General features: G+C 73.3%; 23 protein-coding genes and 3 pseudogenes. 21 read left to right on the forward strand and 5 right to left on the reverse strand.

The annotated features are described in order from the left end of the window. The first annotated feature begins 1 nt into the window (after position 1). The 7 genes and pseudogenes from IG74_RS0109985 (at position 2) to IG74_RS0110015 (ending at position 7,500) form a co-directional block, all read left to right on the forward strand. Positions 2-2,086 (forward strand): ABC transporter ATP-binding protein, encoded by a 2,085-nt coding sequence (locus IG74_RS0109985; RefSeq protein WP_030673067.1) that lies wholly within the window; start codon positions 2-4, stop codon positions 2,084-2,086. After that, positions 2,083-3,048, forward strand: a complete 966-nt coding sequence (mmuM, locus tag IG74_RS0109990) for a homocysteine S-methyltransferase (RefSeq protein WP_030673070.1) — start codon at positions 2,083-2,085, stop codon at positions 3,046-3,048. Before IG74_RS0109985 ends, mmuM begins: the two co-directional genes overlap by 4 nt. Before the next feature lie 137 nt (positions 3,049-3,185). Beyond that, positions 3,186-4,271: a WD40/YVTN/BNR-like repeat-containing protein gene (locus IG74_RS0109995; RefSeq protein ID WP_030673073.1), complete on the forward strand. Its 1,086-nt coding sequence runs from the start codon at positions 3,186-3,188 to the stop codon at positions 4,269-4,271. Positions 4,272-4,313: 42 nt separating this feature from the next. Continuing rightward, on the forward strand, positions 4,314-4,805 hold the full coding sequence (locus IG74_RS0110000; protein WP_030673076.1) for a methyltransferase family protein: 492 nt from the start codon (positions 4,314-4,316) through the stop codon (positions 4,803-4,805). A gap of 95 nt (positions 4,806-4,900) precedes the next feature. After that, positions 4,901-5,091, forward strand: a pseudogene (locus IG74_RS53345) (uracil-DNA glycosylase); the annotation flags it as partial. Beyond that, positions 5,042-5,470 carry a hypothetical protein gene (locus IG74_RS52725; RefSeq protein WP_051854740.1) on the forward strand — a complete coding sequence of 143 codons (429 nt, stop codon included), beginning with the start codon at positions 5,042-5,044 and terminating at the stop codon, positions 5,468-5,470. The pseudogene IG74_RS53345 and the gene IG74_RS52725, both read left to right, overlap by 50 nt. 1,091 nt (positions 5,471-6,561) lie before the next feature. Continuing rightward, positions 6,562-7,500 carry an AfsR/SARP family transcriptional regulator gene (locus tag IG74_RS0110015; protein WP_051854741.1) on the forward strand — a complete coding sequence of 313 codons (939 nt, stop codon included), beginning with the start codon at positions 6,562-6,564 and terminating at the stop codon, positions 7,498-7,500. Positions 7,501-7,524: 24 nt separating this feature from the next. On the opposite strand, the gene IG74_RS0110020 is transcribed toward IG74_RS0110015, so the two are convergent. Together IG74_RS0110020 and IG74_RS0110025 are read right to left on the reverse strand one after the other, a co-directional pair. Further along, the gene (locus IG74_RS0110020) at positions 7,525-8,406 is read right to left on the reverse strand and encodes an NmrA/HSCARG family protein (protein WP_030673081.1); all 882 of its coding nucleotides are present in this window, start codon (positions 8,404-8,406) and stop codon (positions 7,525-7,527) included. Between the two features lie 26 nt (positions 8,407-8,432). Beyond that, the gene (locus IG74_RS0110025; RefSeq protein WP_051854742.1) at positions 8,433-9,029 is read right to left on the reverse strand and encodes a PadR family transcriptional regulator; all 597 of its coding nucleotides are present in this window, start codon (positions 9,027-9,029) and stop codon (positions 8,433-8,435) included. Positions 9,030-9,206: 177 nt separating this feature from the next. Between IG74_RS0110025 and IG74_RS0110030 the strand changes: the two genes are divergently transcribed. Both IG74_RS0110030 and IG74_RS0110035 read left to right on the forward strand, forming a co-directional pair. Next, complete coding sequence (locus IG74_RS0110030) at positions 9,207-9,533, forward strand: TcmI family type II polyketide cyclase (protein ID WP_078868691.1); 327 nt, start codon at positions 9,207-9,209, stop codon at positions 9,531-9,533. Between the two features lies 1 nt (position 9,534). Further along, complete coding sequence (locus tag IG74_RS0110035) at positions 9,535-9,954, forward strand: VOC family protein (RefSeq protein ID WP_051854743.1); 420 nt, start codon at positions 9,535-9,537, stop codon at positions 9,952-9,954. Between the two features lie 107 nt (positions 9,955-10,061). On the opposite strand, the gene IG74_RS0110040 is transcribed toward IG74_RS0110035, so the two are convergent. Further along, positions 10,062-11,822 carry an MFS transporter gene (locus tag IG74_RS0110040; RefSeq protein WP_051854744.1) on the reverse strand — a complete coding sequence of 587 codons (1,761 nt, stop codon included), beginning with the start codon at positions 11,820-11,822 and terminating at the stop codon, positions 10,062-10,064. Between the two features lie 180 nt (positions 11,823-12,002). Between IG74_RS0110040 and IG74_RS0110045 the strand changes: the two genes are divergently transcribed. From IG74_RS0110045 to IG74_RS53360, 7 genes and pseudogenes are all read left to right on the forward strand, one after another. Beyond that, entirely contained in the window at positions 12,003-12,461 is a 459-nt protein-coding gene (locus IG74_RS0110045; protein WP_030673093.1) for an anthrone oxygenase family protein, read from the forward strand. 212 nt (positions 12,462-12,673) lie between these two features. After that, positions 12,674-13,123, forward strand: a complete 450-nt coding sequence (locus IG74_RS0110050) for a cupin domain-containing protein (protein WP_051854745.1) — start codon at positions 12,674-12,676, stop codon at positions 13,121-13,123. Next, positions 13,120-14,397, forward strand: a complete 1,278-nt coding sequence (locus IG74_RS0110055) for a beta-ketoacyl-[acyl-carrier-protein] synthase family protein (protein WP_030673097.1) — start codon at positions 13,120-13,122, stop codon at positions 14,395-14,397. The genes IG74_RS0110050 and IG74_RS0110055 overlap by 4 nt, the downstream gene beginning before the upstream one ends. Then, complete coding sequence (locus IG74_RS0110060) at positions 14,394-15,737, forward strand: ketosynthase chain-length factor (RefSeq protein ID WP_063761226.1); 1,344 nt, start codon at positions 14,394-14,396, stop codon at positions 15,735-15,737. Before IG74_RS0110055 ends, IG74_RS0110060 begins: the two co-directional genes overlap by 4 nt. After that, positions 15,734-16,000 carry an acyl carrier protein gene (locus tag IG74_RS0110065; protein ID WP_030673101.1) on the forward strand — a complete coding sequence of 89 codons (267 nt, stop codon included), beginning with the start codon at positions 15,734-15,736 and terminating at the stop codon, positions 15,998-16,000. The genes IG74_RS0110060 and IG74_RS0110065 overlap by 4 nt, the downstream gene beginning before the upstream one ends. A gap of 3 nt (positions 16,001-16,003) precedes the next feature. After that, positions 16,004-16,462, forward strand: a pseudogene (locus IG74_RS53355) (SRPBCC family protein); the annotation flags it as partial. Positions 16,463-16,564: 102 nt separating this feature from the next. Further along, positions 16,565-17,545 (forward strand): annotated as a pseudogene (locus IG74_RS53360) (methyltransferase); the annotation flags it as partial. A gap of 158 nt (positions 17,546-17,703) precedes the next feature. Here the strand turns inward: IG74_RS53360 and IG74_RS0110080 are convergent. Continuing rightward, entirely contained in the window at positions 17,704-18,777 is a 1,074-nt protein-coding gene (locus tag IG74_RS0110080; protein WP_051854746.1) for a methyltransferase, read from the reverse strand. Between the two features lie 51 nt (positions 18,778-18,828). Beyond that, the gene (locus IG74_RS0110085) at positions 18,829-20,514 is read right to left on the reverse strand and encodes an FAD-dependent monooxygenase (protein WP_051854747.1); all 1,686 of its coding nucleotides are present in this window, start codon (positions 20,512-20,514) and stop codon (positions 18,829-18,831) included. A 400-nt stretch (positions 20,515-20,914) separates the two neighbouring features. Here IG74_RS0110085 and IG74_RS0110090 point away from each other — a divergent pair, with 400 nt between their 5' ends. Genes IG74_RS0110090 through IG74_RS47845 form a run of 5 tightly spaced genes read left to right on the forward strand, consistent with a single transcriptional unit; the run spans position 20,915 to position 26,754 of the window. Next, entirely contained in the window at positions 20,915-21,934 is a 1,020-nt protein-coding gene (locus IG74_RS0110090) for a methyltransferase (protein ID WP_030673110.1), read from the forward strand. A 3-nt stretch (positions 21,935-21,937) separates the two neighbouring features. Beyond that, the gene (locus IG74_RS0110095) at positions 21,938-22,975 is read left to right on the forward strand and encodes a hypothetical protein (RefSeq protein WP_051854748.1); all 1,038 of its coding nucleotides are present in this window, start codon (positions 21,938-21,940) and stop codon (positions 22,973-22,975) included. Further along, on the forward strand, positions 22,972-24,840 hold the full coding sequence (locus tag IG74_RS0110100) for an HAD-IIIC family phosphatase (RefSeq protein WP_051854749.1): 1,869 nt from the start codon (positions 22,972-22,974) through the stop codon (positions 24,838-24,840). The genes IG74_RS0110095 and IG74_RS0110100 overlap by 4 nt, the downstream gene beginning before the upstream one ends. Further along, positions 24,830-25,111 carry a hypothetical protein gene (locus IG74_RS0110105; RefSeq protein WP_030673119.1) on the forward strand — a complete coding sequence of 94 codons (282 nt, stop codon included), beginning with the start codon at positions 24,830-24,832 and terminating at the stop codon, positions 25,109-25,111. The genes IG74_RS0110100 and IG74_RS0110105 overlap by 11 nt, the downstream gene beginning before the upstream one ends. Beyond that, entirely contained in the window at positions 25,108-26,754 is a 1,647-nt protein-coding gene (locus tag IG74_RS47845; RefSeq protein WP_030673122.1) for an SDR family NAD(P)-dependent oxidoreductase, read from the forward strand. Before IG74_RS0110105 ends, IG74_RS47845 begins: the two co-directional genes overlap by 4 nt. The last annotated feature ends 34 nt before the right edge of the window (positions 26,755-26,788 follow it).

Here is a 26,788-nt window from a genome sequence, read left to right on the forward strand (position 1 = left end):
CATGCCTCACGATCTGCCCCACGACACGTCCGCGCCGCGGTCCCCGGACGGGCCGCTGCTGCGCATCGAGGACCTGCGCGTCGACATCGACGCGCGCGACCGCACCGTGCACGCCCTCGACGGCGTCTCGCTCGACGTCGCGCCCGGCGAAGCCCTGGGCCTCGTCGGCGAGTCGGGCTGCGGCAAGACCATGACCGCCCTGAGCGTCCTCGGGCTGCTGCCGCCGGGCGGCCGGATCACCGGCGGCCGCGTCCTGTTCGCGGGCCGCGACCTGGCGGCGGCGCCCGCGCCCGTGCTCCAGGACGTCCGCGGCAACACCATCGGGATGATCTTCCAGGACCCGCTGACCTCGCTCAACCCCACGATGACGATCGGCGCGCAGGTCGCCGAGCCGCTGCTCCTGCACCGCCCGGGCATCGGCCGCAAGGAGGCGTGGACGCGCGCCGAGGAGATGCTGCGCCTCGTCGGCATGCCCCAGCCGTCCGAGCGCATGAAGGCCTACCCCCACCAGCTGTCCGGCGGCATGCGCCAGCGCGTGGCGATCGCCATGGCCCTGGTGTGCGAGCCGAAGCTGCTGATCGCCGACGAGCCGACGACGGCGCTCGACGTGACGACGCAGGCCCAGATCCTGGAGCTGGTGGACGATCTGCGCCGGACGCTCGGGATGGCGATGATCCTCGTCACCCACGACCTGGGCGTCATCGCGAGCCGCGTGGACCGCGTCGCGGTGATGTACGCGGGCGAGGTCGCCGAACAGTCCGACGTGCGCGGCCTGTTCGCCCGCCCCCGGCACCGCTACACCGAGGCGCTGTTCGCGGCCCTGCCCGAGCGGGCCGCCGGCCGCGGCACGGAACTGCACACCATCCCCGGCCTGCCGCCGAGCCTGACGACCCGCCCCACGGGCTGCCGGTTCGCCCCGCGCTGCGCCTTCGCGACGGACGAGTGCCACGCGCGCGCACCGGAGCAGGCGGACGACGAACTCCAGGGCCCGGAGCACCGGTTCGCCTGCTTCCACCCCGTGCCGCACGACGCCGACGCACCCGCGGCGGAGCTGGTCACGCCGCCCCCGGCCGTGGCCGCGGAGCCGGGCAAAGCGCTGCTCGAACTCGACGCTCTCACCAAGGAGTTCCCGCTCCCCGGCGGCCCGTTCGCCCGGCGCCGGGGCACGGTCAGCGCCGTCGGCGGCGTGTCCCTGACCGTCCGCAAGGGCGAGACGTACGGCGTGGTCGGCGAGTCCGGGTGCGGCAAGACCACGCTCGGGCGGATCGTCGCGGGCCTGGAGGAGCCGACGGCGGGCGCGGTCCGCTTCGCGGGGCGGGACCTCGCCGCCCTGTCCCGCGCGGAGCGGCGCGCGCACCGGCGCCGCGTCCAGTTGATGTTCCAGGACTCGACGGCCGCGATGGACCCGCGCATGCGCGTCGGCGAGATCCTGCGCGAGCCGCTCGTCATCCAGCGCGTCGGCGGCCGCGCCGACCAGGAGGAGCGGGTGGGCGAGCTCCTCGACGCGGTCGGCCTGCCGCGCGGTGCCGTGCACCGCTACCCGCACGAGTTCTCCGGCGGCCAGCGCCAGCGCCTCGGCCTGGCCCGCGCGCTCACGCTCTCCCCCGACCTGGTCGTCGCCGACGAGCCGGTATCGGCCCTCGACGTCTCCGTGCAGGCGCAGATCCTCAACCTGATGCGGGACCTCCAGCGCGAGCGCGGACTGACGTACCTGTTCATCTCCCACGACCTGGCGGTGATCCGGCACCTCGCCGACACCGTCGGCGTCATGTACCTGGGCAAGCTGGTGGAGTCGGGCCCCGCGGAGCGCGTGTACGCGCACCCGCTGCACCCCTACACCCGCGGCCTGCTCGACACCGTGAACGTCCCCGACCCGAGCGCCGTCACCGCCGCCCGCTCCCCGCTCACCGGCGAGACCCCGTCGGCCGCGAAGCCCCCGTCCGGCTGCCGCTTCCGCACCCGCTGCCCGATCGCCCAGGACGTGTGCGCGACCGTGGAGCCGCCGGTCACCACACCGAACGGCGCGGACCATCAGGTCGCCTGTCACTTCCCTCTTACCGCTCCTCGGCTAGCGTCGGCGGTATGAACCAGGCAGCGAGTACGGGGGCGGGCACGGGAGGCGGCGGTGCGGCGGGCCTGGCGGCGGCCCTCGCGCGCGGCCCGCTGGTGCTCGACGGGGGACTGTCCAACCAGCTGGCCGCCGCCGGGCACGACCTGTCCGACGACCTGTGGTCGGCGCGGCTGCTCGCCGAGCGCCCGGACGCGGTGCGGGCGGCGCACCGCGCGTACTACGAGGCGGGCGCCGACGTCGTCATCACGGCGAGCTACCAGGCCACCTTCGAGGGCTTCGCACGGTACGGCGTCGACGCCGTCAGCACGGCCGAGCTGCTCCGCCTGAGCGTGACGCTGGCCCGCGAGGCCGCCGCCCGCACCGGCGCGCGCCGCCCGCTGTGGGTCGCCGCGTCGGCGGGGCCGTACGGGGCGATGCTGGCCGACGGCTCGGAGTACCGCGGCGGCTACGGCCTGAGCGTGGCCGCCCTTGAGCGCTTCCACCGGCCCCGTCTGGAAGTCCTCTCCGACGCCGCGCCGGACGTCCTGGCCCTGGAGACGGTTCCGGACACCGACGAGGCCCGCGCGCTGCTCCGCGCGGTCCGCGGCCTCGGCGTGCCCGCCTGGCTCTCGTACAGCGTCTCCGGCACCCGCACGCGCGCGGGCCAGCCCCTGGCCGAGGCCTTCGCCCTGGCGGCGGACGCCGACGAGATCCTGGCCGTGGGCGTCAACTGCTGCGACCCGCGCGACGCGGACGCCGCCGTGTCCCTGGCCGCGCGTGTCACCGGGAAGCCGGTGGTGGTCTACCCCAACTCCGGCGAGACCTGGGACGCGGGGACACGCTCCTGGCGGGGCCCGTCCCGCTTCACCGCCGCGCAGGTTTCGACGTGGCGCGCGGCGGGGGCGCGGCTGATCGGCGGCTGCTGCCGGGTGGGCCCGGAGGCGATCGCGGCGGTGGCGGAGCAGCTGCGCGGGCCGGTCGGCGACTCCGGCGCCTGAGCATGGCCGCGGGGGGGCGGCGCAGGACCGGCAAACCCGTCCTGACCAGCGCCGACACGCCGTCCGGGGGAGATTGTCAGTGCCCGGGTGCAGACTGAGCCGTACCTGAGACAACGACGTCCGGAAAGGTGCGAGGCATGGCTGACGTCCTGCTCACCATCGGCACCCGCAAAGGCCTCTTCATCGCCCGCCGCTCCGACGGCGCGTGGCGGTTCGACGACGCGCCGTACTTCAACGCCCAGGCGATCTACTCGATCGCGATCGACACCCGCGCCCCCGCGCCCCGCCTCCTGGTCGGCGGCGACAGCGCGCACTGGGGCCCGTCGGTGTTCCACTCCGACGACCTGGGCCGCACCTGGACCGAGCCGTCACAGCCCGCGGTGAAGTTCCCCAAGGACACCGGCGCATCGCTGGAGCGGGTCTGGCAGCTGCACCCCGCCGCGGCGGAGCCGGACGTGGTGTACGCGGGCACGGAGCCCGCCGCCCTCTACCGCTCGGAGGACCGCGGCGAGAGCTTCTCCCTCGTCCGCCCGCTGTGGGAGCACCCGTCGCGCTCGCAGTGGCAGCCGGGAGGCGGCGGCGAGGGCCTGCACACGATCCTGACGGACCCCCGTGACAAGGACGCGGTGACGGTCGCGGTGTCGGCGGCGGGCGTGTTCCGCACCCGGGACGGCGGCGCGAGCTGGTCCCCGTCGAACGCGGGCGTCTCCGCGGTGTTCCTGCCCGAGCCGAACCCGGAGTTCGGCCAGTGCGTGCACAAGGTGACCAAGGACGCGGCCGACCCCGACCGGCTCTACCTCCAGAACCACTGGGGGGTGTACCGCAGCGACGACGCGGGCGCCCACTGGACCGACATCGGCGAGGGCCTGCCGTCGGACTTCGGCTTCGCGGCGGTCGCGCATCCGCACCGCGCCGACACCGCGTACGTCTTCCCGATCAACGCGGACGCGGACCGGGTCCCCGCGGGCCACCGCTGTCGCGTCTACCGCACCCGGGACGCGGGCAAGAGCTGGGAGCCGCTCGGCGAGGGCCTCCCCCAGGGCGACCACTACGGCACGGTGCTGCGGGACGCCATGTGCACCGACGGCGCGGACCCGGCGGGCCTGTACTTCGGCAACCGCAACGGCGAGGTGTACGCGTCGGCGGACGACGGCGACACCTGGCAGGAGCTCGTCACGCACCTGCCGGACGTGCTGTGCGTCCGCGCCGCCGTGGTCGCGTGACCGGGGGCTTCCCGCACCCGGTTCCGCGCCCATACTGGCGTCATGCGCAAGTCGGCGGCGGCGACGGGCAGTTCGGTGTTCATGGCGCTCGCCCCCGGCACGGTGGCCGGGCTGGTGCCGTGGTGGCTCACGCGGTGGCAGTCCGGGCACTGGTGGCTGCCGGTGCGGGTGCTCGGCGGGGTCGCGCTCGCGGCCGGGGCGGTGGTGCTCGTCCACACCTTCGTGCGGTTCGTGACCGAGGGCCTCGGCACCCCGGCACCGGTGGCACCGACCGAGCACCTGGTCGTCGGCGGCCTGTACCGGCACGTGCGCAATCCGATGTACGTCGCCGTGGTGACCGCCATCGCCGGGCAGGGCCTGCTGCTGGCCCGGCCGGTCCTGCTGGTCTACGCCGTGGTCGCGGGCGCGGTCATGGCCGCCTTCGCCAGGTGGTACGAGGAGCCGGCCCTGCTGCGCGCCCACGGCGCGGAGTACGAGCGGTACCGCCGCGCCGTCCCCGGCTGGCTGCCGCGACCGCGGCCCTGGCGCGGCTGAGGTCCCGGCCGGGCGCGACGCCCCGGCCCCCGGCGAGGGGCGGGGGCCCTCGGGCGGCCAAGGCCCTGGAGCCGGTGGCCGAACAGATCGCCTCCATGGGTGACTTCCTGCGCGCGGAGATCGGCGCCGGACGCACCTATCTCCCCTCGAGAGTGAATGTGCTGCGCGCCTTCCGCAGCCGTTCGACGAGGTACGCGTCCTGATCGTCGGCCAGGATCCCTACCCCGCCCCCGGACATGGTGGCGGTCTGGCTGTTCGGCGGCTCCCGTGTCGACGAGTTCCGCCGCCTCGAACTGGACTGCGTTGCCTGGGACGAGGGCACCGACGACACCAGCGGAGAGCTCTTCACCATCTGTCTGCTGCACATTCCGCAGAACAAGACGTCCCGGCCGTTCAACAAGCCGGTCGACCCCGTCGTCGGCCAGCTCATCGACGCAGGGAAACTCATCCGGCCACCTCAGCCTGACCTGGCCGATCGCGAAACCGGCGAGAAGCGGCAGCACCTGTTCTGCCACCGGGGACACAAGGGCTACCTCAACCACAACATTCTCCCGGCTCTCTGCCGAAAGTTCGGGGTCCCGCAGACAGATTCCCGCGGCGCCCTGACCCGTCACCGGGCCCGCGCCACTATTGCCACCAACTCCTCCACGCCCGCGCGCCGTTAACCCTCAACGACCTGCGGCAATGGCTCGGCCACAAACATCCGGCCAGCACCCGCTACTACGCGGCGATCCTGCAGCGCACGCTCACCGCGGCCTACAAGAAGGCCGAGCATCTCGCGGACACACCAACCCCAGGCGTCCCCACGCCACGCGAACTCGGGACCACCGACGGCTTCGCCCCCTGACCCAACTCATGAGCACCGTTCCTGCGCAGAAGCCGGACCAGCACAACAAGCAAGCTATCGATCGAAAACCGCCTGGCTATCAGGAGTGAAGGTCCACTGCTGCAGAGCCCGCCGCAGCTCGGACTCAGTCAGCCACCCGTGCCAAACCACCTCATCCGGATCAGGGGCGACGGCGCATCATTCATCTCCGATTCGGGAGACTCCCACGTACGGCAGTCGAACCGGATCACTTCGCTCATCCCCGGATATGGACCGGTGGGCCGACGCCCGCAAGGGCAGGAGGATCACTGCTGCACCCGGGCCGTGGATGGTATGGACGAAGCACGCGGCATCGGTCCGGACCAGGAGTGGCGGAGGAAGCGGGCCGGGCGACGCCGTCCAGAACGTGACCCGTTCTGGACTCCGGGGCAGCCTCGTTCATGCCACACCTCGACGTGATTCCCCGTCACACGGCGCTCAGGACACACGAAGAGATCGCAGCGATGACGCCCACGAACCTCCGGGCGCGCCTCAGGCACCCCGGCGCACCACGCGCCACCTTCGCATCCGCAGGCAGTCGATCAATAGCAACAGAAATGACGAGCACTGAAACGGAAACCTCTCCACAGGAGCCTGACAGTCGGTTTTCAGTGATCAGAGCAGGTGGTTTGGCGGCCACTCTGCCCATTACTCACAAGCGGAATCCGACGTGCAAGATCACCCAGAAAGTGCCATTCCATTGAGACCGGACCATCCTTGCGCGATAGGGTCACATATGCTCCCATGGGATACGGCGCAATTCCCATCATCTGCGCTGCAAATTACGCCACTTGGCCCGTTCGCGCCGTTTCGACGACGGGGATCGAACACGTAGGAACTCCCGTGACGCAGCCGCACTGGTGGTAGTGGTTTGCATACTCGAAGGGGGAAATGATGCAGTTCTCCATCCTGGGCACCCTCGAGGTGGAGCACGACGGGCGCCCCGTCAGCATCTCGGCACCTAAAGTACGGCACATGTTGGCACTCCTTCTGCTGAGGGCCAATCAGATGGTGAGTGTGGACGCCGCGGCGGAGGAGCTGTGGGGGCAGCACCCGCCGAGGACCTCCCTGACCACGGTCCAGACCTATGTCTACACGCTGCGCAAGCTGTTCAACGCGCACACGGAGACAACGGGCACGGAAATACTGGCCACCCGGTCCCGCGGCTACATTCTGCGGATCGCCGATGAGCAGTTGGACGCACTGGAATTCACCGCACGCACCAAGAAGGCCCGCGGCCTTCTGGACTCCGGCCGACCGGCCGAGGCGGCGGCGCTATTGCGCAGCGCCCTTGACATGTGGCGCGGCCCGACTCTCGCGGACATCTCGGTGGGCCCCCTCTTGGGAGCCAACATCGTTCATTTACAGGAGGAGCGGGAACGAGCGCTCGAATTGCGCATCGAAGCAGATATGCAAGCCGGTCGGTATCGCGAAGTCATACCCGACCTTCGAGCGATGATTTCCGCCTCACCATGGAACGAATGGTTCCACGGAAGACTCATGACAGCGCTCGCGCAGTGCGGCCGACGCGTCGAGGCGCTGGAGACCTATCAAACGGCCCGGCGGATGCTCAAGGAGTTCGCTCTGGAGCCGACCCCCGAACTGGAGCTCATCCAACGCCGCATCCTCATCGGCGAACTGGACCGGGGCGCGGAGGACCTGCTCCGGCAGCCGCAGCGGGAGGAGACGACCGCCCTGCCCGTGCCGACGCCGGCCCCCGGGATGTCGCACGCCGGTGAGTACCGGCTGGACAGAACCGGACCGGACCGGACCGACAGGAGACGGACGCAGCTCGACCACTCGGAACTGAGCTGGAGCCGGCAGAGCTGACGCGGTAGTCGGGACAGCATGCGCTCACTCCCGAGCATCGAGTTCGCTCCAGTCCTGGGCCCCGGCCCAAGCGGCGAAGTCGTGCCAGCCCACCTCCGGATACCTGGTGTGCAGGGCTGGCACGTCCACCGAGAATCCCACCCGCGCGAACCAGCGGAACATCGTCTCCAGTTGCTCGCCGCCGTAGGCACGCAACTGCTCGAGCTCCATCTCGGCATAGCTGACCGGCCGACCGGCGGCCCCGGCCAGCACGGCCGCGAGCTGCGGCCCCGTGAGCCGGTCGGACGCGATCTCCACCCGCTGACCGCTGAACTCCTCCGGCCGCTCGACCACCTGCGCCACGAAGCCGCCGATGTCGCGTACGTCCACGTACTGCAACGGACGGTCGCTGGGCAGCGCCATGGCCAACTGCCCGTACCGCAGCGCGGCGATCACATGGGGCGCCCGGACCACGTCCATGAACACCACCGGCGCGACGATCGTCCAGCGCGACGGCACCTGCCGCACGGCCTTCTCGATCGGGATCTTGCTGTCGAACCAGTCGATGCCGGTGTGCTGGTCGGCCGCGGCGGCCGACCCGTGGACGACCTGACGGACACCCGCGGCCACGACGGCCTCCAGCGCACCGAGCGCCTGCCGGGTCTCCGCGGCCGGTCCCTGCTCCAGCGGCGTGCTCATGAGGTACACGCTGTCGGCGCCCTCGGCGGCTGCCCCCACCGAAGCCGGGTCGTCGAAGTCCCCGGCCACCAGCACGGCCCCCGCTCTCGCCAGTTCACGAGCCGCCGGACCGTCGGGAGCGCGGGTCAGGGCACGCACCCGATAGCCCCGGGCGAGCAGGGCTCGCGCGACGGCACCGCCTTGCAGCCCGGTGGCACCGGTGACGAGGATCGTGCGTAACTCAGTCATGACGGGGCTGCCTTCCCTCGATGCGGTTACGTCGGCGGGGCGGAGCCGGACTCGCCCACGGGCGGAGCGTCCTGCGGCGCCGGTTCGCTCAGCGCCTTGTCGAGACCGTCGAGCAGCTCCTGGTGCCACTGCAGTTCGGCGCGCAGACGCAGTTCGGTGTGGCGGAAGCTCATCCGCTCCAGCCCCCCCAGGTGGATGTCGGCCACCTGCCACAGGTGCATCCAGCTCCTGAGCTGCGACTCCAGCTCGGTGCAGCGGTCCTCGACCAGGACGCGCAGATGCTCCGGGGGCAGGTCGTCGGTGTTCTGCAGGGCGAGGTCGACGGGGTCCGGGGGCAGCCGCACCGTGCGCAGTGCCTCGTCGCGGTGGGCGTCGTACTCCCGGCGGCCCGCGTCCGTGATCTCGTACACCGTGCGGGCCGGGCGCTGGCCGGAGCGCTCGGTGCGCACCGCGCGCACGACGCCTTCCACCTCCATGCGGTGCAAGGCCCCGTACAGCGAGCCGGGCTTGACGCTCGTCCACAGCTCGGTGCGGTCGAGTTGGGCCTGGCGGCGGATCTGGTGGCCGTGCATCGGGCCGGAGGAGACCAGCGTGCCCAGAACGAACAATCGAGTGCTGTTCACAGGGAAGTCTTACACGAGTGCACGCGTGCGAGCAATCCTGTCCCGGCCCTCTCCGCACCGCCCTCACGGGGCGTCGTACGGGCGTTGAGGGCGCGCTGCGCGGCTCTTCAGAGGCCCTGGACCGACGGCTGCCACCGTGTGTCGCTCAGGCGGCAGCCGACTGAAGGAGAACGCCCCATGCAGATCCACCAGGCGCTGATGCTGCGCAGAATCGACCCTCGGGACACCGCCGAAGTCGCCGCGCTCTTCGACCGGCACGACCGGACGAGCGGCCTCCCCGAGCGGCTGGGGATACGCCGACGCGAGCTGTTCGAGTTCCAGGGCGTGTACCTGCATCTGATCGCGGCGGACAGCGACTTCGTCCCCAGGCTCTACGCGGCCCGCGAGGACCCGGCGTTCACGGAGATCGACGCGCCGCTGTCCCGCTTGCTCAAGCCGTACGACCCGGCTCGCCCGGCCTTCGAGGACTCCCACCTGCGGCCCTTCTACACCTGGAGCGGTTGAGATGACGGACCAGCATCACGCCCGGCCCGCGGGGGCAGACGACGGCCCCTCCTACGACGGCGTACTGACTCCCTGGATCGGGGTGACCGACCTGGCGAAGTCCGTCGCCTGGTACGAGGACATGCTCGGCCTGAAGGTCGAGTACACGCTGGACGAGGTCGGCTGGTGCGAGCTGGGCACCGGCGTCGCCAGGGTGGCGCTCGGTCTCTACCGGATGGACGAGGTGAACGCCGCCGGAGGCGCCACCCTCACCTTCGGCGTGCTGGACCTGGACCGGGAACGGGCCCGCCTCGAGGAGCGCGGAGTCCGCTTCGAGGGGCCCACCAAGGTCATCCCCGGCACGCTCCGCATGGCGTCCTTCCGGGACCCGGACGGCAATCCGCTGATGTTCTGCCAAGTCCTCGGCACCCCGCGGCACTGAGCCGGGGCACGGCTCCGGAACCGGGCCCGCCGAGGGATGAGGGCCACGGTTCCGGACCGGGTCCGCCCACCGGCCGTGCGGCGGGCAGGGCCCCGACTGGTGGTTGCTCACCATCCTTTGCCGGAGTCCGAGCCGGGCTCGGCGCCTTGCGCGTGGCTCGCGTCCCAGTCACCGCCGCCACCGTCGCCGCCGCTCCAGTCGCCCGCGCCGCCTTCCCAGTCGTCCGTGCCGGTCGGCTGCCGTGCCGGCAGGGCGAACACCAGGAGCAGCGCGAGGGCCACCGCCCCGGCGGAGTAGTAGGCGGCTTCCTGGGCCGCGCCGTTGAAGTTCTCCCGCAGGGCCGTGTCCGCCGCGCGGTCGAAGGCCCGGCCGATCGCCCGGTCGTCGTTGCCCTTGGGGCAGCCGGCGGGTGTGTGGCTCGGGTCGTCGGCCTTCGCGGTCTCGGCGAAGCAGCGGACGAAGGTCCGGGCGGAGTCCTCGGCGGCCGTCCGGGACATCCCCGCCGCCACCAGGTCCTGCTCGAGGCGCGGCACCGCCTCCCGTGCCGCCCGCGAGGCGTTGTCCCCGAGGTGCCCGAAGAAGACAAGGCCGATCACCGCGATGCCGAGGGCGGTGCCCACCCGCTGGGCGGTGTTGAGCAGGCCGCCGGAGGCACCCGCGTGCTTCCAGTGGACCGACGACATCACGATGTCCACGTTGGGCGCGACGACCAGGCCCGTTCCCATGCCGACCACGAAGAGCGGGACGGCGAGTTCGGGACCGTCCAGGTCGGCGCCGCGCGCACGCAGCGTCAACAGGGTCCCGACGGCGCCGATCACGGCCAGGCCGGTACCGAGCAGCAGCAGCCATTTGCCCAGGCGGCGGAAGAGCCGGTCGGACAGCATCCCGCAGGCCACGGTGCCCACGGCGGGCGGCAGCAGGACCAGGCCGGTGTCCAGGGCGCTCAGCCCCACGCCGGTCTGGAGGTAGATCGAGGTCAGGAACCACAGGCTGATGAAGCCGGCGAAGTAGAGCAGCCCGATGCCGATGCCGGTGCTGAACTCCACGTTCTTGAACAGCCGCACGTCGAACAGCGGCTCCCGGTCGGCGCGCAGCCGTCGCAGCGCCCACAGGACGAACAGGCTGAGCACGAACGGCGCGGCCACCAGGCAGGCGATCGACCAGGCGGGCCAGCCGACGGAGCTGCTCTCGATCAGCGGGACCAGGATCAGCACCAGGGAGCCGGCCATCAGCAGGCCGCCCGCGTAGTCGATGGCCGCGTCCGACCCTCGTGCCGGCCGCAGCCAGCGGGCGGCCAGGACCAGCGTGAGCACGCCGATCGGCACGTTCACCAGGAAGACCGGCCGCCATGCCAGGCCCGCCACGTCCCACTCCACCAGCGCTCCGCCGAGCAGCGGCCCCACGGCCACGGCGACCCCGCTGACAGCGCCGTACAGGCCGTAGGCGCGGCCGCGCTCGGCGGGCGGGAAGGCGGCCTGGATGATCGCGAGGGTCTGCGGATTCATCAGGCCCGCCATCACGCCCATCACCACCTGCCACAGGATCAGCTGGGCCGGTCCGGTGGCGGTGCCCGACAGGAGCGAGGCGAGGGAGAAACCCGTCACCGCGATCAGGAACATCCGCTTGTAGCCGTAGCGGTCGCCCAGGCGACCGCCCGGAATGAGCAGCAGGCCGTACGCCAGCGCGTAGCCGCTGATGACCCACTCGATCTCGTTGTTGGCCGCATCCAGGTCGCGCTGGATGCTCGGAGCGGCCACGTTCACGATCGTGTTGTTCACCAAGATCATGAACACGCCGGCGAGCAGCGCGGCCAGGACCAGGGTGCGGGCGCGGGCCGTCGTCTCCTCGCCCGCCTTCTGATGGGACATGTCAGTTCCTCCTCGTCCCATATACTCATACACGAGTAATCTTGGAAGGGTAATAGCAACGGCGGAAAGACCCGGCCGCCGCAGGTCTCGAAGAAGCCTTGACGGGCGCCGGACCACGGGTTGAGCGCCGGGTTGCAGGCTGCGGAGCAGCAGGTCACCCGCCGACGCCAAGGAGTGCCCGTGTGGACCGACAGCCTCACCGTCCTGACGCTCCTCGCCACCGGAGTCGCGGCCGGGATCATGTCGGAGGTCGTTCTCGCCGGCATCCCGGTCTTCGCCTCCATGTCACCCGAGCGGTACGTGTGGACCCATCAGCGCCTGGACCGGCGTTACGAGCCGACGATGCCGCTGCTGGTCCTGGGCTCCCTGGTGACCAGCGCCGTCCTCGCCGGCATCGGCGACAGCGCCGCGCAGCGCTGGCTGCACGGCCTTGCCGCCGCGGGACTGCTGGGCACCGCTCTCGTCTCCCAGCTGGTGGCCGTGCCCCTGCTGCGCCGACAGGTGCGCGACGTGGACAGTGCGGCGCTGCCCGCCGCCTGGCGCGACCCCCGTCCGCGGTGGAAGCGCTGGCACCAACTGCGTACCGCGCTCGCCCTGTTCGCTCTGGCGGCCACCGCACTCGCCGCCGTCCAGCGGTGACACCACCCCTCCCTCGCGGCACCGCGTCCCGCGACGGTGGTCCCGGTCTCCAGCTCCGCTGCGAGATCCGTGCACCGCGGCTTGAAGCCCGCTTGAAGGGCAGCTGGCAACGTGACGTGCTCGCGCACGTTTCGGGTCACGGCCCGGTCCTGGACCAGGGCGGGCCAGCACGCGCCGCCGACCGCCGAGCTCCCGTGGAGGAACGACACGTCATGCCATTTCCCAGTCCCACCAAGGTCGCGACGCGCGACGTGCCCCCGAGCCGCCGCCAGGGCGCCGAGGTGCGCATACTCCTCACCCCAGGGCGGGCACCGGGAGCCGAGGGCTTCTCCGGCACCATGCTGCTCGCGCCCGGCGAGTGCCTTTCCGAGCACTACCACCCGTACTCCGACGAGTTCCTGTACGCGGTCAGCGGCCGGATCCGGGTCCGGGTCGACGGCGAACCCATCGGTCTGGAGCCCGGTGATGCGCTGCTCATCCGCCGCGGCCAGCGGCACCGGATGGACAACGCGGGTGACGAGGAGGCGTTCCTGGTCTTCCACATCTGCCCGCTGGCCCCCAGCCCGGAACTGGGGCACGTGGACACCGAGCCGGTGCCCGAACCGGCGGCGCCCCCGCCGTCGGTCGCGGCCCCCGGGAGCACGGCGGAGGTGCCCCGGTGAACGGGCGGCGGGCCGTGATCACCGGCATCGGGGTGGTCGCCCCGGGCGAGCCCGGCACCAAGGCCTTCTGGGACCTGCTGACCTCCGGCCGCACCGCCACCCGCACCATCACCTTCTTCGACCCCGAGCCGTTCCGGTCACGCATGGCGGCCGAGTGCGACTTCGACCCGGCGCGCGCGGGACTGAGCCCGCAGGAGGTCCGCCGCATGGACCGCACGGTCCAACTGGCGGTGGTCAGCGCCCGCGAGGCGCTCGCCGACAGCGGCCTGGACACGGACGCCGGTGACCCCGCCCGTACGGCGGTCAGCATGGGCAGCGCCTGCGGCTGCACGATGGGGCTCGAGCGCGAGTACCTGGTGGTCAGCGACGGCGGCCGGCTCTGGGAGGTCGACCCCGCCTACGCGGTGCCACACCTGTACGGCTACCACGTGCCGAGCACGCTGGCGAGCGAAGTGGCCTGGGCGGCGCGGGCCGAGGGGCCCAGCGCCCTGGTCTCCACCGGCTGCACCTCGGGCCTCGACGCCGTCGGTCACGGGAGCCGCCTCATCGAGGAGGGCAGCGCCGACGTCGTCGTGGCCGGTGCGTCGGACGCGCCGATCTCCCCCATCTCCGTGGCCTGCTTCGACGCTATCCGCGCCACGTCACCGCGCAACCACGACCCCGGCGGGGCCTCCCGCCCCTTCGACCGGGACCGACAGGGGTTCGTGCTCGGCGAGGGCGCGGCCGTGCTGGTCCTGGAGGAGGCCGACCACGCCCGCAGGCGCCGCGCCCACGTCTACGCGGAGCTGGCCGGCTACGCGAGCCGCGCCAACGCCACCCACATGACCGGGCTCCAGCCGCACGGCTGGGAGATGGCCGAGGCCATCACCGCCGCCTTGGCGCACGCCCGGCTCGATCCGACGGACGTGGACTACGTCAACGCGCACGGCTCGGGCACCAAGCAGAACGACGTCCACGAGACCAACGCTTTCAAACGCGCCCTCGGGCACCACGCGCACGACGTCCCGGTCAGCTCCCTGAAGTCGATGCTCGGCCACTCCCTGGGAGCCATCGGCGCGCTGGAACTCGCCGCGTGCGCGCTCGCCGTGCGGCACGGGGTCGTCCCGCCGACCGCCAACCTCCACACCCCCGACCCGGCCTGCGACCTGGACTACGTACCCCTGGAGGCCCGTTCGCGGCGGGTCGACGCGGCGCTGAGCGTGGGCAGCGGATTCGGCGGCTTCCAGACGGCGGTGCTGCTGACCGCCCTCGGCGCGCCCGGAGGCCGACGATGACGACGACCACCACGGCATCCGGCACCGGCGAGCGCACGGCCGCGGCGGCCGAGCCCGTCTTCACCGGGATGAGCGTCATCGCACCGAACGGCATCGGCGTGGACGCGTACTGGCGGGCCGTTCTGTCCGGGACCAGCGGCATCGGCCCGATCAGCCGGTTCGACCCGTCCCGCTACCCGGTGCGGCTCGCGGGCCAGGTGGCCGACTTCCCTCTCGGGACCGTGCCCAGCCGGCTCGTACCGGAGACCGACCGGATGACGCACTTCGCGCTGGCCGCCGCCCAGTGGGCGCTCCAGGACGCCCGGCTGGACCCCGCGGACCTCGGGGAGTACGGCGGCGCCGTGGTCACGGCGAACTCCTCCGGCGGCTTCGAGTTCGGCCAGCACCAGCTGGAGAACCTGTGGACGCGGGGCGGCCGGGCCGTCAGCGCCTACCACTCCATCGCCTGGTTCTACGCGGCGAGCACCGGCCAGATCTCCATCCGGCACAAGCTGCGCGGGCACTGCGGTGTCCTGGCGACCGAGCAGGCGGGCGGCATCGACGCCGCGGCGCAGGCCCGCCGCGTCCTGCGGGACGGCGGTGCGATGGTCCTCACCGGGGGCACCGACGCCTCCCTGTCGCCCTGGGGCTTCGTCACCCAGCTCGCGACCGGGCTGCTCAGCACCGAGCCGGACCCGGCCCGCGCCTACCTCCCCTTCGCCCGGCAGGCGCGCGGCTACGTCCCCGGAGAAGGCGGCGCCGTCCTCGTCATGGAGCCGGCCGAGGCCGCTCGCCGACGCGGCGCGCCCCAGGTGTACGGGCGCCTCGGCGGCTACGCCGCCACGACCGACCCGCCCCCGGGCTCGCCCCGCCCGCCCGCACTGCGCCGGGCCGTCACGGGCGCGCTCGCCGACGCCGGGCTCGCACCGGGCGACATCGACGTGGTGTTCGCCGACGCGACGGGGGTGCCCGAGCACGACGCCCGGGAGGCCCGCGCCCTGGCAGAGGTGTTCGGCCCCTACGGGGTGCCGGTCACCGCCCCCAAGAGCATGACCGGGCGCCTGTACGCCGGAGCCGCGCTGGACATCGCCACCGCGCTGCTCGCCCTGCACCGGAACGTGATCCCCCCGACCACCGGCGTGTCCGAGCCGGACCCCGCGTACCGGCTCGACCTGGTCACCGGCGGGCCGCGCGAGCGCCCGCTGCGCAACGCGCTGGTACTGGCACGGGGGTACGGCGGGTTCAACGCCGCGCTGGTCCTGCGCGCGGCCGACGAGCCCGGACACCGAGCACCGGAAATCCACCGGGACACAGCGAACACGACCGACACAACCCACCAGAGGAAAGGCGGCGGCTCATGAGCAGCGCCCACGGCATCACCCTGGAGGACCTGCGCCAGGTCCTGGAGAGCGCCTCCGGAGTGGCGGACGGCGTCGACTGGAAGGACCCGGGCACCGCGGACACCCCCTTCGGCGACATGGGCTACGACTCGCTCGCGCAGCTCCAGATGACCATCCAGCTGGAGGACAAGTACGCGGTGAGCATTCCCGAGGACGCCGCCGCCGAACTGCGCACTCCCGCGGCGCTGATCGACTACGTCAACGCCCAGCTCACGGCGGGCTGAGCCATGGCGGCGCAGACGGACAACAGTGTGATCGTGCACGCCCCGATGGACCTGGTGTGGGACATGACGAACGACGTCGCGTCCTGGCCGCAGCTGTTCGACGAGTACGCGGCGGCCGAGGTGCTGTCGCGGGACGGGGCCACCGTGCGGTTCCGGCTCACCATGCGCCCCGACGAGCAGGGGCGCGTCTGGAGCTGGGTCTCCGAGCGCACCCCCGATCCGCTCACCCGCACCGTACGGGCGCGGCGCGTCGAGACCGGGCCCTTCTCGTACATGAACCTGCGCTGGGACTACCGCCCCGCGGAGGGCGGCGGGGTGGTGATGCGCTGGCGGCAGGACTTCGCCATGAAGCCGGACGCCCATGTGAACGACGCCGAGATGGTCGACCACCTCAACGTCACCTCGCGCCGTGAGATGCGCCGCATCGCGGCCCTTGTCGAGCAGGCTGCGGCGGAGTCCCGGGGTGACACCCGGCCCCGTACGGTCGCTCGTCGTGCGGGTGAGCCCGTCGCGGCGCCCGTCGTGTCCGCCGGTCCCGACGATCTGCACGGGCAGCGGCTCCTGTGGCTGGCCGGGGGCGCGCGGCTGGCCCGGGTGGTGTGGGCGCTGAGCGAGGTGGGCGTGGCCGATCTGCTGGCCGAAGGGCCGCTTCCGGTGGGTGAGTTGGCGGCCCTCAGCGGGACGGCTCCCGGCCCGCTGGGGCGCCTCCTGCGCGCCGCCGCGGCCGTGGGCGTCTTCGCCGAGGGCCCCGCCGACACGTTCGCCCTGACGCCGCTGGCCCAGGGGCTGCGTTCCGACACCCCCGACAGCGTCCGCGCGCTGGTGCGGCACAGCGGCAGCGAGACGGTGGCGGCTCCCTACCGGGAGATCCTGCACAGTCTGCGCACCGGCGAGCCCGCCTCCGTCGAGGCGTTCGGCATGCCCCTGTGGGACCACCTGCGCGCCGATCCGGTGGCGGGCGCCCTCTTCGACGAGACGATGACCGCGCTCAGCGCGCGGCTGGTGCCGATGCACCTGGACGCCATCCGGCCGGAGCGGTTCGCCCGGATCACCGACATCGGCGGCGGCCGCGGCGGGTTCCTCGCCGACTGTCTCGCTCGGGCGTCCGAGGCCCGCGGCACGCTCTTCGACCTGCCGCACGTGGTGGACCGCGCCCCGGCGCTGCTGGCCGAGCGCGGGGTGGGCGAGCGCGTCGACATCGTGGCCGGGGACTTCTTCACCGCCCCGGTGCCGAGCGCGGACGCCTACCTGCTGCGCGGCATCCTGCACAACTGGTCCGACGACGAGGCCGAGAAGTTACTCCGCCGCGTCCGCGAGTCCGTCACCGCGGGCTCCGGCTCGCGGCTGTTCGTCCTGGAGCAGGTGATGGGGCCGCCCAACGCGTGGGACCACGCCCGGTTCCTCGACGTCGACATGCTGGTGGTCTTCGGGGGGCGCGAGCGCACCTTGGAGCAGTGGCGGGCTCTGTTCGAGGCGGGCGGCTTCTCCCTGGTGTCCACGCCGCCCACGGGGCGGTGGACCGTGCTGGAGTGCCGCCCGTGCTGAGACGGCCGGGCACGATGCCGCGGGGTCGTCGGCCGGGTGGTGGCGGCTCGGTCCGGGCAGGGCCGGACCGCTGACCCGTACGACCATCCGGGCGCCCCTCGCGGCAGCACACTGCCGGCCACGGTGACTCGTGGCCGGCGGTGTGCTGTCCCGGCGGCTCAGCCAGGGGCCCTGGCGGTGATCAGCTGCAACGGGGAAGGTATCCGGGTGACGCCTTCGTAGCGCAGTCCCGCGGCTTCGAAGAGAGCGGCGAACTCCCGTTCCGTGCGCTCGCGTCCGGTGCCGAGCAGCATCATCTGGACGTCGAGCAGGCTGCTGAAGGTGGAGTCCCGCCGGGGCCCGTCGGCGAGCAGGTGCTCCACGACGACGATCCGGGCCCCGGGCGGCGCGGCGGACGCGCAGTGCGAGAGGACCTGGACGCACTCCTCGTCGTTCCAGATGTGCATGACCTGCCGCATGAGGTAGAGGTCGGCGGCTACCGGGAGTTCCTTGCGGATGTCGGCCGGCACCAGGGAGCACCGGGCGGCGAGCGGGCCTTGGGTGAGCGCGGGTTCCGCCTGCCCGAGCACCTGCTCGGCGTCGATGAGCACCCCCGAGACCTTGGGGTGGCGTTCGAGGAGCAGCCGCAGCAGGCTGCCGCTGCCGCCGGCCACGTCGGCGACCGTGCCCGTCCCCGTCAGGTCGAGCGCGTCCAGCACCGGCCCGCTGGTCCAGCGGGCGGACTCCACCATGGCCCGGTTGAAGACGGCACCGGCCTGCGGGTCGTCCTCGGCGAAGTAGCGGTAGACGTCCTTGCCGAAAGCGGTGCGGAACGCCGGTTCGCCGGTACGGACCGTGTCCGCGAGCCGGTGCCAGACGGTCCACGTCCAGTCCGACCCGGCCAGGCCCACGAGATGGGCCACGCTGCCGGGCGCGTCGGACGCCAGACAGCGGGAGAAGGGCGTGTGGGCGTACTCGTCGTCGCCCGTCCTGCGGAAGACGCCGTGCGCGGACAGGGCCCGCAGCAGCCGCCGCAGCGCCGCCGGCTCGGCACCGGCCGCCTCGGCGAGGTCGGCCAGGCGTACGGCCCCTTCGCCGACCAGGTCGGCGAGGCGGAGGTCCACAGCGGCCTGGACGAGCGCGCTCGACCAGAGCGACTGGGTCAGCCTCCGTACGTCGGCGGCGGCGCTGAAGGGGGTGGTCGAATCCGTCTGGGCCAGCGGTGCGGGGCCGATGTCGAATGCGTCGGTCATGGAGGGTGCTCCTCAGAAGTCGGGGCGAAGGCGGGGGGCCGGGCGGGTGGCTCAGGCCGTGGCGGCGTCGAGCAGTCGGCCGAGCAGCCTTCGCAGGTGTGCGGCGTGGTCCCGTACCCGGTCGGGGCCGGTGGCGTCGGCGTCCGTGCCGCGCCAGGCGACGAAGCCGTCCGGGCGGAGCAGCAGCGGCCCCGGCGCGACCAGCCGCGCGGCGGACCCGGCGGCCCGTTCCTCGGCGGTCAGGTCCACCTCCCCGTCCGGCCCCACCCGGTACGACCGCAGCGGCACCGGCCCCTTCTCGGCGAGGTCCAGGGCGGCCCGGTGCCACGCGTCGCGCTCGGTGTCGCCGACGAGCAGGACGTACGCCTCGTCGCACAGGTCCAGCGTCGACAGCTCCGCGCCCCCGCGGCGCAGCCGGACGTGCGGCACCCGGAACCCGGGCGTCGCCGTCCGCGTCATCCGCGTCGGCAGCGGGCCGTCCGCGTCGTGCTTGTCGCGGTCCACGGCCGTGGAGGCGTACCCGTAGCCGAGGATCACGGTCGGGAAGTCGCGGAAGCCGGGGTCGCGGTGGGCCGTGGAGCGGTTGCGTTCGCGGAGCAGCGCCTGGTCGGCCGTGGCGAACGCGACCGGCCGGCGCTCGGCCTCGTAGCTGTCCAGGAGTCCGTCACCCGCCCAGCCGCGCAGGACGGCGGCGAGCTTCCAGGAGAGGTTGTGGGCGTCCTGGATGCCGGTGTTGGCGCCGAAGCTGCCGTGCGGCGGATGGGTGTGGGCGGCGTCGCCCGCGAGGAAGACGCCGCCGTCCCGGAACCGGTCGGCGACGAGGTGTTCCGACGTCCACGGGAAGGCGCCCTCGATGGTGACGTCGTGGTCCTCACGGCCGATGGCGGCCTTCACCATCCGCAGGTGGTCGTCCGTGCCGAAGTCGGCGGGCCGGATCGCGCTCTCCGCCGGGTAGCCCGTCCACACCATCCAGCGGTCGCGGCCGTTGAGACAGACCACCACGCCCTGGAAGTCACGGCCGTGGACGAAGGTGAGGATGAACCTGCGGTCCCCGACGACGTGGCGCAGATCGGCCCGGAAGACGACGCTCACCATCCGCTGGAGCAGTCCGTGGCCCGAGCGTTCGATGCCCAGCCGCTCCCGCAGCGGGCTGCGGGGCCCGTCGGCCGCGACCAGGTAGCGGGCCCTGACGCGGTAGGAGCGGTTGGCGGAGTGGTCGGTGACGGTCGCGTGGACGTGCCCGTCGCGCTGCTCGACGCCGGTCAGTTCGTGGTGGAACCGGATGTCCGAGCCCAGGCGCTCCGCGCCGCGTCGCAGGACCGGCTCCAGCAGGTCCTGCCCGCACCACACGGGCAGCGCGGGGCTGAGGTCGAGTGAGTACCGCTCCCCCATCTCGACGACCTGGGCCTCCTCCAGCCGGTCCAGTGAGGGGGCGCGGAGGATGACGCGCGGGATCAGGTCGCCGCCGGGAGGCTGTTTCGCCGCCACCTCGGGCGGGACCAGCACCATGCCCTCCTTGCGGATGTCCTTGTCCACCCCGGCCATCCGGAACAGCTCCATGCTGCGGGCGTGCACTCCGGTGGACCGGGTGAGCGGCGAGGTGGTGGCCCGACGTTCCACCAACGCGCAAGGGACGCCAAGGCGCCCCAGGAAGAGCGCGGTGGCGAGTCCCACCGGGCCGCCCCCCACGATCAGGACCGGGACAGATTCCTCTTCCTCGACCACTTCCACGACCACGGGACGTCCTTTCGGCTCGGCGCCAAGGCGCGGCGGACACATGAGGTTGCGCCCCCACGCTGTCAGCGGGTCGTCCAGGCGGCTTCAAGGCTGGGGCAGCCCAGGGGGAACGGCCGTGTCGACGGCTCTTCAGGGGCTTCAGCGGGCCCTCGGCGGTCTCTCGGGAGTGCTCGACGGCGCTTCGGGGGTGCTTCGGGTCCGGGGCGCCTCGGGGGCCCGACGAAGGGCGTGGGTGTGCCTCGGGGGTCATGGGGCTGCCGCCCCCGGCGCCAACGGGCCCGCCCGTCGGCCCGCTTGAAGCGTCCTTGACGGCCACTCCAGAGGCACCCGCGATGCTCCCTCACAGCCGCCCGCAGTGCCCCGAGGGCGCGGCGGCACCGCACCGAGGTGAGGAGACCCGATGGCACACACCAGTCCGCCGCCGCTCACGATGATGGCCGACCTGATCACACCCTGGGCGCTGCGCGTCGCGGCCACTCTGCGGCTGGCGGACCTGACGGCCCACAAGCCGCTGGGAGCCCGGGAGCTGGCCGAGCGGTGCGGCGCCGACGCCGAAGCGCTGGAGCGGCTGCTGCGCTATCTGGCCGTGCGGGGCGTCTTCGAGGAGACCGCCGACGGGTACATGGTCACGGAGCTCGGTGAGCCGCTGCGCGAGGACGTACCGGGAAGCCGACGGCTGTGGTGGGACCTGGGCGGGGCGGGCGGCCGCATGGACCTCGCCTTCGGCTCCATGCTGCACACCGTCCGCACCGGCCGCCCCGCCTACGCCGAGGTGCACGGCAAGCCCTTCTGGCAAGACCTCGCCGACGACCCGGAACTGGCCCGCTCCTTCGACGCGCTGATGAGCTGGCACGACGCGTGGTTCGAGGACATCGCCCAGGGCTACGACTGGTCCGCGGCCGAACGAGTCACGGATGTGGGCGGTGGCGCGGGCGCCCTGCTGGCCCGGTTGATGTCGGACCTGCCGAAGCTGCACGGCACTCTGGTCGAACTGCCCGCCACCCTTGAGGCGGCCGAGGAGCTGCTCTCCGCCGCGGGGGTGCGCGACCGGTGCCACCTGGTGCGCGGGGACTTCTTCGACGCGCTGCCCACCGGCTCCGACGTCTACGTCCTGTCGAACGTGCTGCACGACTGGAACGACGCGGACGCACTGCGCGTCCTGCGCCGGTGCGCCGAAGCCGCCGCGGCCACCGGACCCGACAGCCGGGTGCTGATCGCGGACCGCCTGACCGACCAGGACGGGGACCCCCGCCTCGTGACCATGCTCGACCTGCGGATGCTCGTCACCGTCGGCGGCCGGGAGCGCACCCTCACCCAGCTGACCCGGCTGGCCGAGGCCGCGGGACTGCGCGTCGTCTCCGTGTGCCGGCGCCCCGGGACCGGAATGGCGCTGCTGGAGTGCGCCGCGGGGGGTGAGTAGCCGTTGGCCGCCGTCGAACACGAGGCCAGGGCCAACGATCGGCCTCGCGCCACCGCGCCGCCGCCCGCGCTCGCCCCGTGGTCGGAGGCCCTGACCTGTTACAGCGCGGCCCTCGCCGCGTGGCTCGCCGTGCGGGAGCGCCACTGGTGGCGGCCCTTGCTGGCGGGCGGCCCGGTGTTGGGGGTGTCCGCCGCGGACGACCTGTTCCTCTTCCAGCACCACGCGCGCCCGCTGCTGCCCGATCTGGGGCTCGTCGTCCGCTGGTCCGACCGGTGGCGGATGGCCCTGGACGCCCAGCGGGAGCAACTGGCCCGGCACGGCGCCGTCGTCGTCTGCGGTGACGCCCGCCGTCTTCCCTGGCAGCGCGCCCACGGTCAGCGGCACGGACCGCACTGGTTCACCCTGCTCCACTCGCCCGACGGGATCGTGGTGGAGGACGCCTTGGGCATGACCACCGAGAGCGGCCAGCAGCGTCCGCACCGCGTACCGGTGGACGCCGTACGCCTCGAGGAGTGGTCGCGCGCGCTTCCCGGCGCCGGTGACCCGGTGCACTGGTTGCGGGAGCGCAGCATCGCCGGTACGTCCTGGGTGGGGCGCGGGGCGCGGTACCGGTGGCTGGAGGTGGGCACGCCGCCACCGACGGACGTCCCGCTCCGGCCGCTGACCGGAGCGGCGGCCGTGCACGCGCTCGCCGAGCGGGTACGCGCCGACGGCGCCCGCGCGCTGCACCGCCAGGCGGACGACCTGTGGCAGGCGCTGCGCCAGCGCGAACTGCTGCTCGCGGCGGCCCGTCAGGACGGGGAACTGCTGGACGAAGCCGCCCGCACCCACTGGGAGCGGGCCACCGGCCTCTGGCGCAGGCTGCCCCGCATCATGCTCCGCTCCCGGCTGCGCGCGGACGCGGCCCCCGGCTCCGGCTCCCCGTCTGGCCCGGCCCGGCCCACGGGGGCCGACTCCGTGCTGCTGGACGCCCTGGCCGCGCTGGCCGGGCACGAGGGCCGCCACTTGGTCCACGACGCCGTCCATGGAAGGTTCCGATGACGTCCTACGCCTCGAACGCCTCCGACCTCGCGGTCACCGCGCCCGGCCCGGCGGCCGGGTACGACGCCTGGTACCGGGCGTCGGTCCGGCTCACCCGGCAGCCGCCGCCGGTCGAACCGGTACTCCGGGAGCTGGAGGTCGCCGTGCTCGCCACGTTCACCACCGACCTCCTCAACGAGTTGCTGCCCGTGGCGGGGCTGCCGCACCGGATGCTCCTGCGGCCGCGGCGCCTGCCCTTCGGGCAGATCGAACAGCTCCTGGCCGGCGGCGAGAACGCGCCGCTGCGCGCCCGCGGGGGCGCACCCGGCTACGTGGTCCTCGCCGGAACCGCACACGATCTGCTCCCGGCGGACGCGGTGCCGGGCGATGCCGCCGCCGTCGAGAAGTGGGCCGAAGCCGCGGTCGCGCGCTGGACGGGTCTGTGGGACGCGGCCACCGCGCTGGGCAGTCAGGTGATCCAGCTCGGCTTCGTCGCGCCGGCGCCGGATCCGCTCGCCCACGCGCTGTCCGCCGCGCCCGCCGTCGCGGGATCGCTCACCGCCCTGGTGCGGCGCGTCAACGACGACCTCGCCGAACGGGCGACGGGCCGGGTGCGGTTCGTGGCGACCGAACGGCTGGTCCACGCCATGGGCACGGCGCGCTGGAGCGACCCGCGCCACTGGTACCGGCTCCGGCAGCCCGTCTCGCTCGAAGCGCTGCCGGTGCTGGCCGCCGCCGTGGCCGACGCGGTCGCCGTGGACACGGCGCTGACACCCCGCTGCGTCGTCGTGGACCTGGACGGCACCCTGTGGCACGGCGTCCTCGGCCAGGACGGGATCGACGGGGTGGCGGTCGGCGGCGGGCGCGGCCCGGTGGGCGAGGCCCACGCCGACTTCCAGCGCTTTCTGCGCGGGCTGCGAGCGGGCGGCATCGCCCTGGCCGTGTGCAGCAAGAACGACCCGGACCTCGCGCACCGGGCCCTTGCCCAGGTGCCGGGCATGGTGTTGGGCCCCGGGGACTTCGCCGCCGTCAGCGCGAGTTGGGAGCCCAAGTCCCGGCAGCTCGCCCGGTTGGCGGGCACGCTCCGACTCGGCCTCGACAGCATGGTGTTCGTCGACGACAACCCCGCTGAGCGGGCCGAGGTGGCCGCCGCGCTGCCGGAGGTCCGGGTCGTGCCCCTGCCCGGCGCGCCCGCCGAGTTCGCCGCCGCGGTCGCCGCCACCCCGGGTCTGGTCGCGGGCGCGGGCAGCGCGGACGCGCTGCGCGGCCAGTCGTACGCGGCGCTCGCGCGCGCCGCCGAACTGGCCGGGCGCGCCCCGGACCTCGGCACCTATCTGCGCGGCTTGCGGATGCGCTCCCGGCTGGCGCCGATCGACGCCACGACCCTCCCCCGCGCCGCCGAGTTGGTCGCCAGGACCAACCAGTTCAACCTCACCACCCGGCGTCGCACGCAAGCCGAACTGACCGCCCTCGTGGAACGTCCGGGTACCTACGCCGCCTGCCTCGCCCTCACCGACCGGTTCGCCGATCACGGGGTGGTGGGAGTCGTCATCGCCGTGCTGGGGGAGGACGGCGACGGCGGGCGGCGAGCCGAGATCGACACCCTGCTGCTGAGCTGCCGGGTGATCGGCCGCACCGCTGAGCAGGACCTGGTGGCCGCGGCCGGACGCTGGGCTGCGGCCCGCGGGGCCGTCCGCCTGGTCGGACGGTACCGGCCCACGAACCGCAACGCGCTGGTCGAGAGCCTCTACGCGGACCTGGACTTCACGCCGCTCGGCAGCGACGAGCAGGGAAGCCGCGCCTTCCAGTACGACCTGCGGGCGGGCGCCCCCGCCCGCAGCCCCTACATCGAGGACGTCACGAAGGAGGAGACCGATGCCCGATGAGGGCCCCGGACCGGACCGGTACGGCGATCTGGTGCTGTCCGTCTTCGCTCATGTCACAGGAACGGACGCGCCGTTGGGCCTGGAGACCCGGCCGGACGACACCGACGAGTGGACTTCCCTGACCCAGGTCAGGCTCGTCCACGCCCTCGAACAACGTCTGGGGTGCGAGGTGGACGAGAGGTTCCTGACCGTCGGGGAACCCTTGCGGGCCCTGGCCGATGAGGCACGCGCGGCCACCGCGGACCCCGTTCGCGACGGGGTTCGCCCATGACCGAACTGCGCCTGGACACGGCCGATCTGCTGGCCTTCGCCGAGGCCGTCGGTGACCACAATCCGCTGCACGTCGACCCGGCCTTCGCCCGTCGTTCGGTCTTCGGCCGCCCGGTGGCGCACGGGGCCCTGGCGGTGTCCGCCGTCCTCGGGCTCACGGCCCTGCCCGAGGAGTTGTCGCCGCTCACCGAACTCGTCGTCCATTTCGACCAGCCCGTCCTGTGCGGCATCTCCTACACGGTGGTCCGGCGCGACACCGGCGCCGAGCTGCGGCTCGGCCCGGCCCGCGTCCTCTCGGCGCGCTGGCGCCACGGCACCACCGCACCACCGTCGGCAGCCGCCGGAACGCCGGACACGGCCGGTGCAGCCCCTGCCACACCGTCGTCGACAGCCGCTCGAACACCAGAGGCGACCGGAACCGCGCCGCAAGAGGCGATCGGAACCGACCCAGCGGCACCGCCTCCGCAGCCGGGGGCCGTCCGGGGAGCCGGGACCGCGACGGACGAAGCGCGTCCGCTGACCGTCCGGGAACTGGCCGCCCTGCCGGAGGAGTCCGGCACCTGGGAGCCCGATCCCCGCAAGCTGGCGCGGCTGCTGCACCGGCTCACCGGCACCGTCCCGCCCGCTTCCACGGTCATGCCGCTGGCCTGGGCCAGCTGGTTCACCGGGATGCGCACGCCCGGGCGGGATGCCCTCCTGGTCGGTATCCGCCTCCACCCCGCGTGTGCGGGCCGGCCGGAGGGCACATGGCGTTACCGGGTGGACGCTCCCGGCCTGCACCCGCGCAGCGGCCTGGTCACCTGCACCGCGTCGCTCTGCTACGGCGGGCAGTCGCCCCCTTCCGTTCTGACGGTGACGAGCCTGCTGCGGCATCGGATAGCCGACCCCGAACCCGCCCAGACCGCCGCGGCCCTCCCGCCCTCCCGGGCGTTGTCGGGACGCGCCGTCGCCGTCGTCGGCGCGAGCCGGGGGCTCGGCGCGGCCCTTGCCTACTGTCTGGCCGGCCAGGGTGCCCGCGTCCTGGCCGTCTCCTCGACCCCCGCCCCGCACCTGCGGGCGCACGCCCGCGCGGCGGGCCTGGACGTCCGGCCGGTGGTCTGCGACGCCCGCGACGCCGACGGGCTGCGGGCCGCCCTCGCCGACGGGGGCGCGGTGGACGGACTGATCCTGGCCGCGGCCCCGCGGGTGAACGGGTTTCCCGTCGCTCCTGCCGCCGTGTCGCCGTGCGTCGATCACATCGCCGATGCGGCCCGCATGGCCATCGCTCCCGTCGCGGCGCTCCGGGGGACGCTGCGGCCAGGTGCCTTCGTCGTCTTCATCTCGTCGACCGCCGCCGTCGACTCCAGCCCTCAGTGGCCGCACTACGCCACCGGCAAGGCCGCGGTCGAGGGCTTCGCCCGACACCTGTCCCAGCATGAGGCGCACTTGCGGGTGCTGGTCGCCCGGCCACCGCGCATGTGGACGGAGATGGCCAACAGCCCGACGGGCAGCGCGGGCGCCGCCTCGCCGGTGGACGTGGCGGCGGGCATCGTCGCCCGCCTGCTGTCGTCCCCCCACCCACGACGACCGCCCGGCTGCGGGCCCGAGGTCCTCGGCCCGGCGGACCTGAGGCCACAGAGGGACGGGCGAAACGTCACGTCCTGAGGTGCAGGCGACCCCGGAACCGAACGGGGCAGGC

This window comes from Streptomyces sp. NRRL B-1347 (assembly GCF_000720325.1).
Taxonomy (GTDB): domain Bacteria; phylum Actinomycetota; class Actinomycetes; order Streptomycetales; family Streptomycetaceae; genus Streptomyces.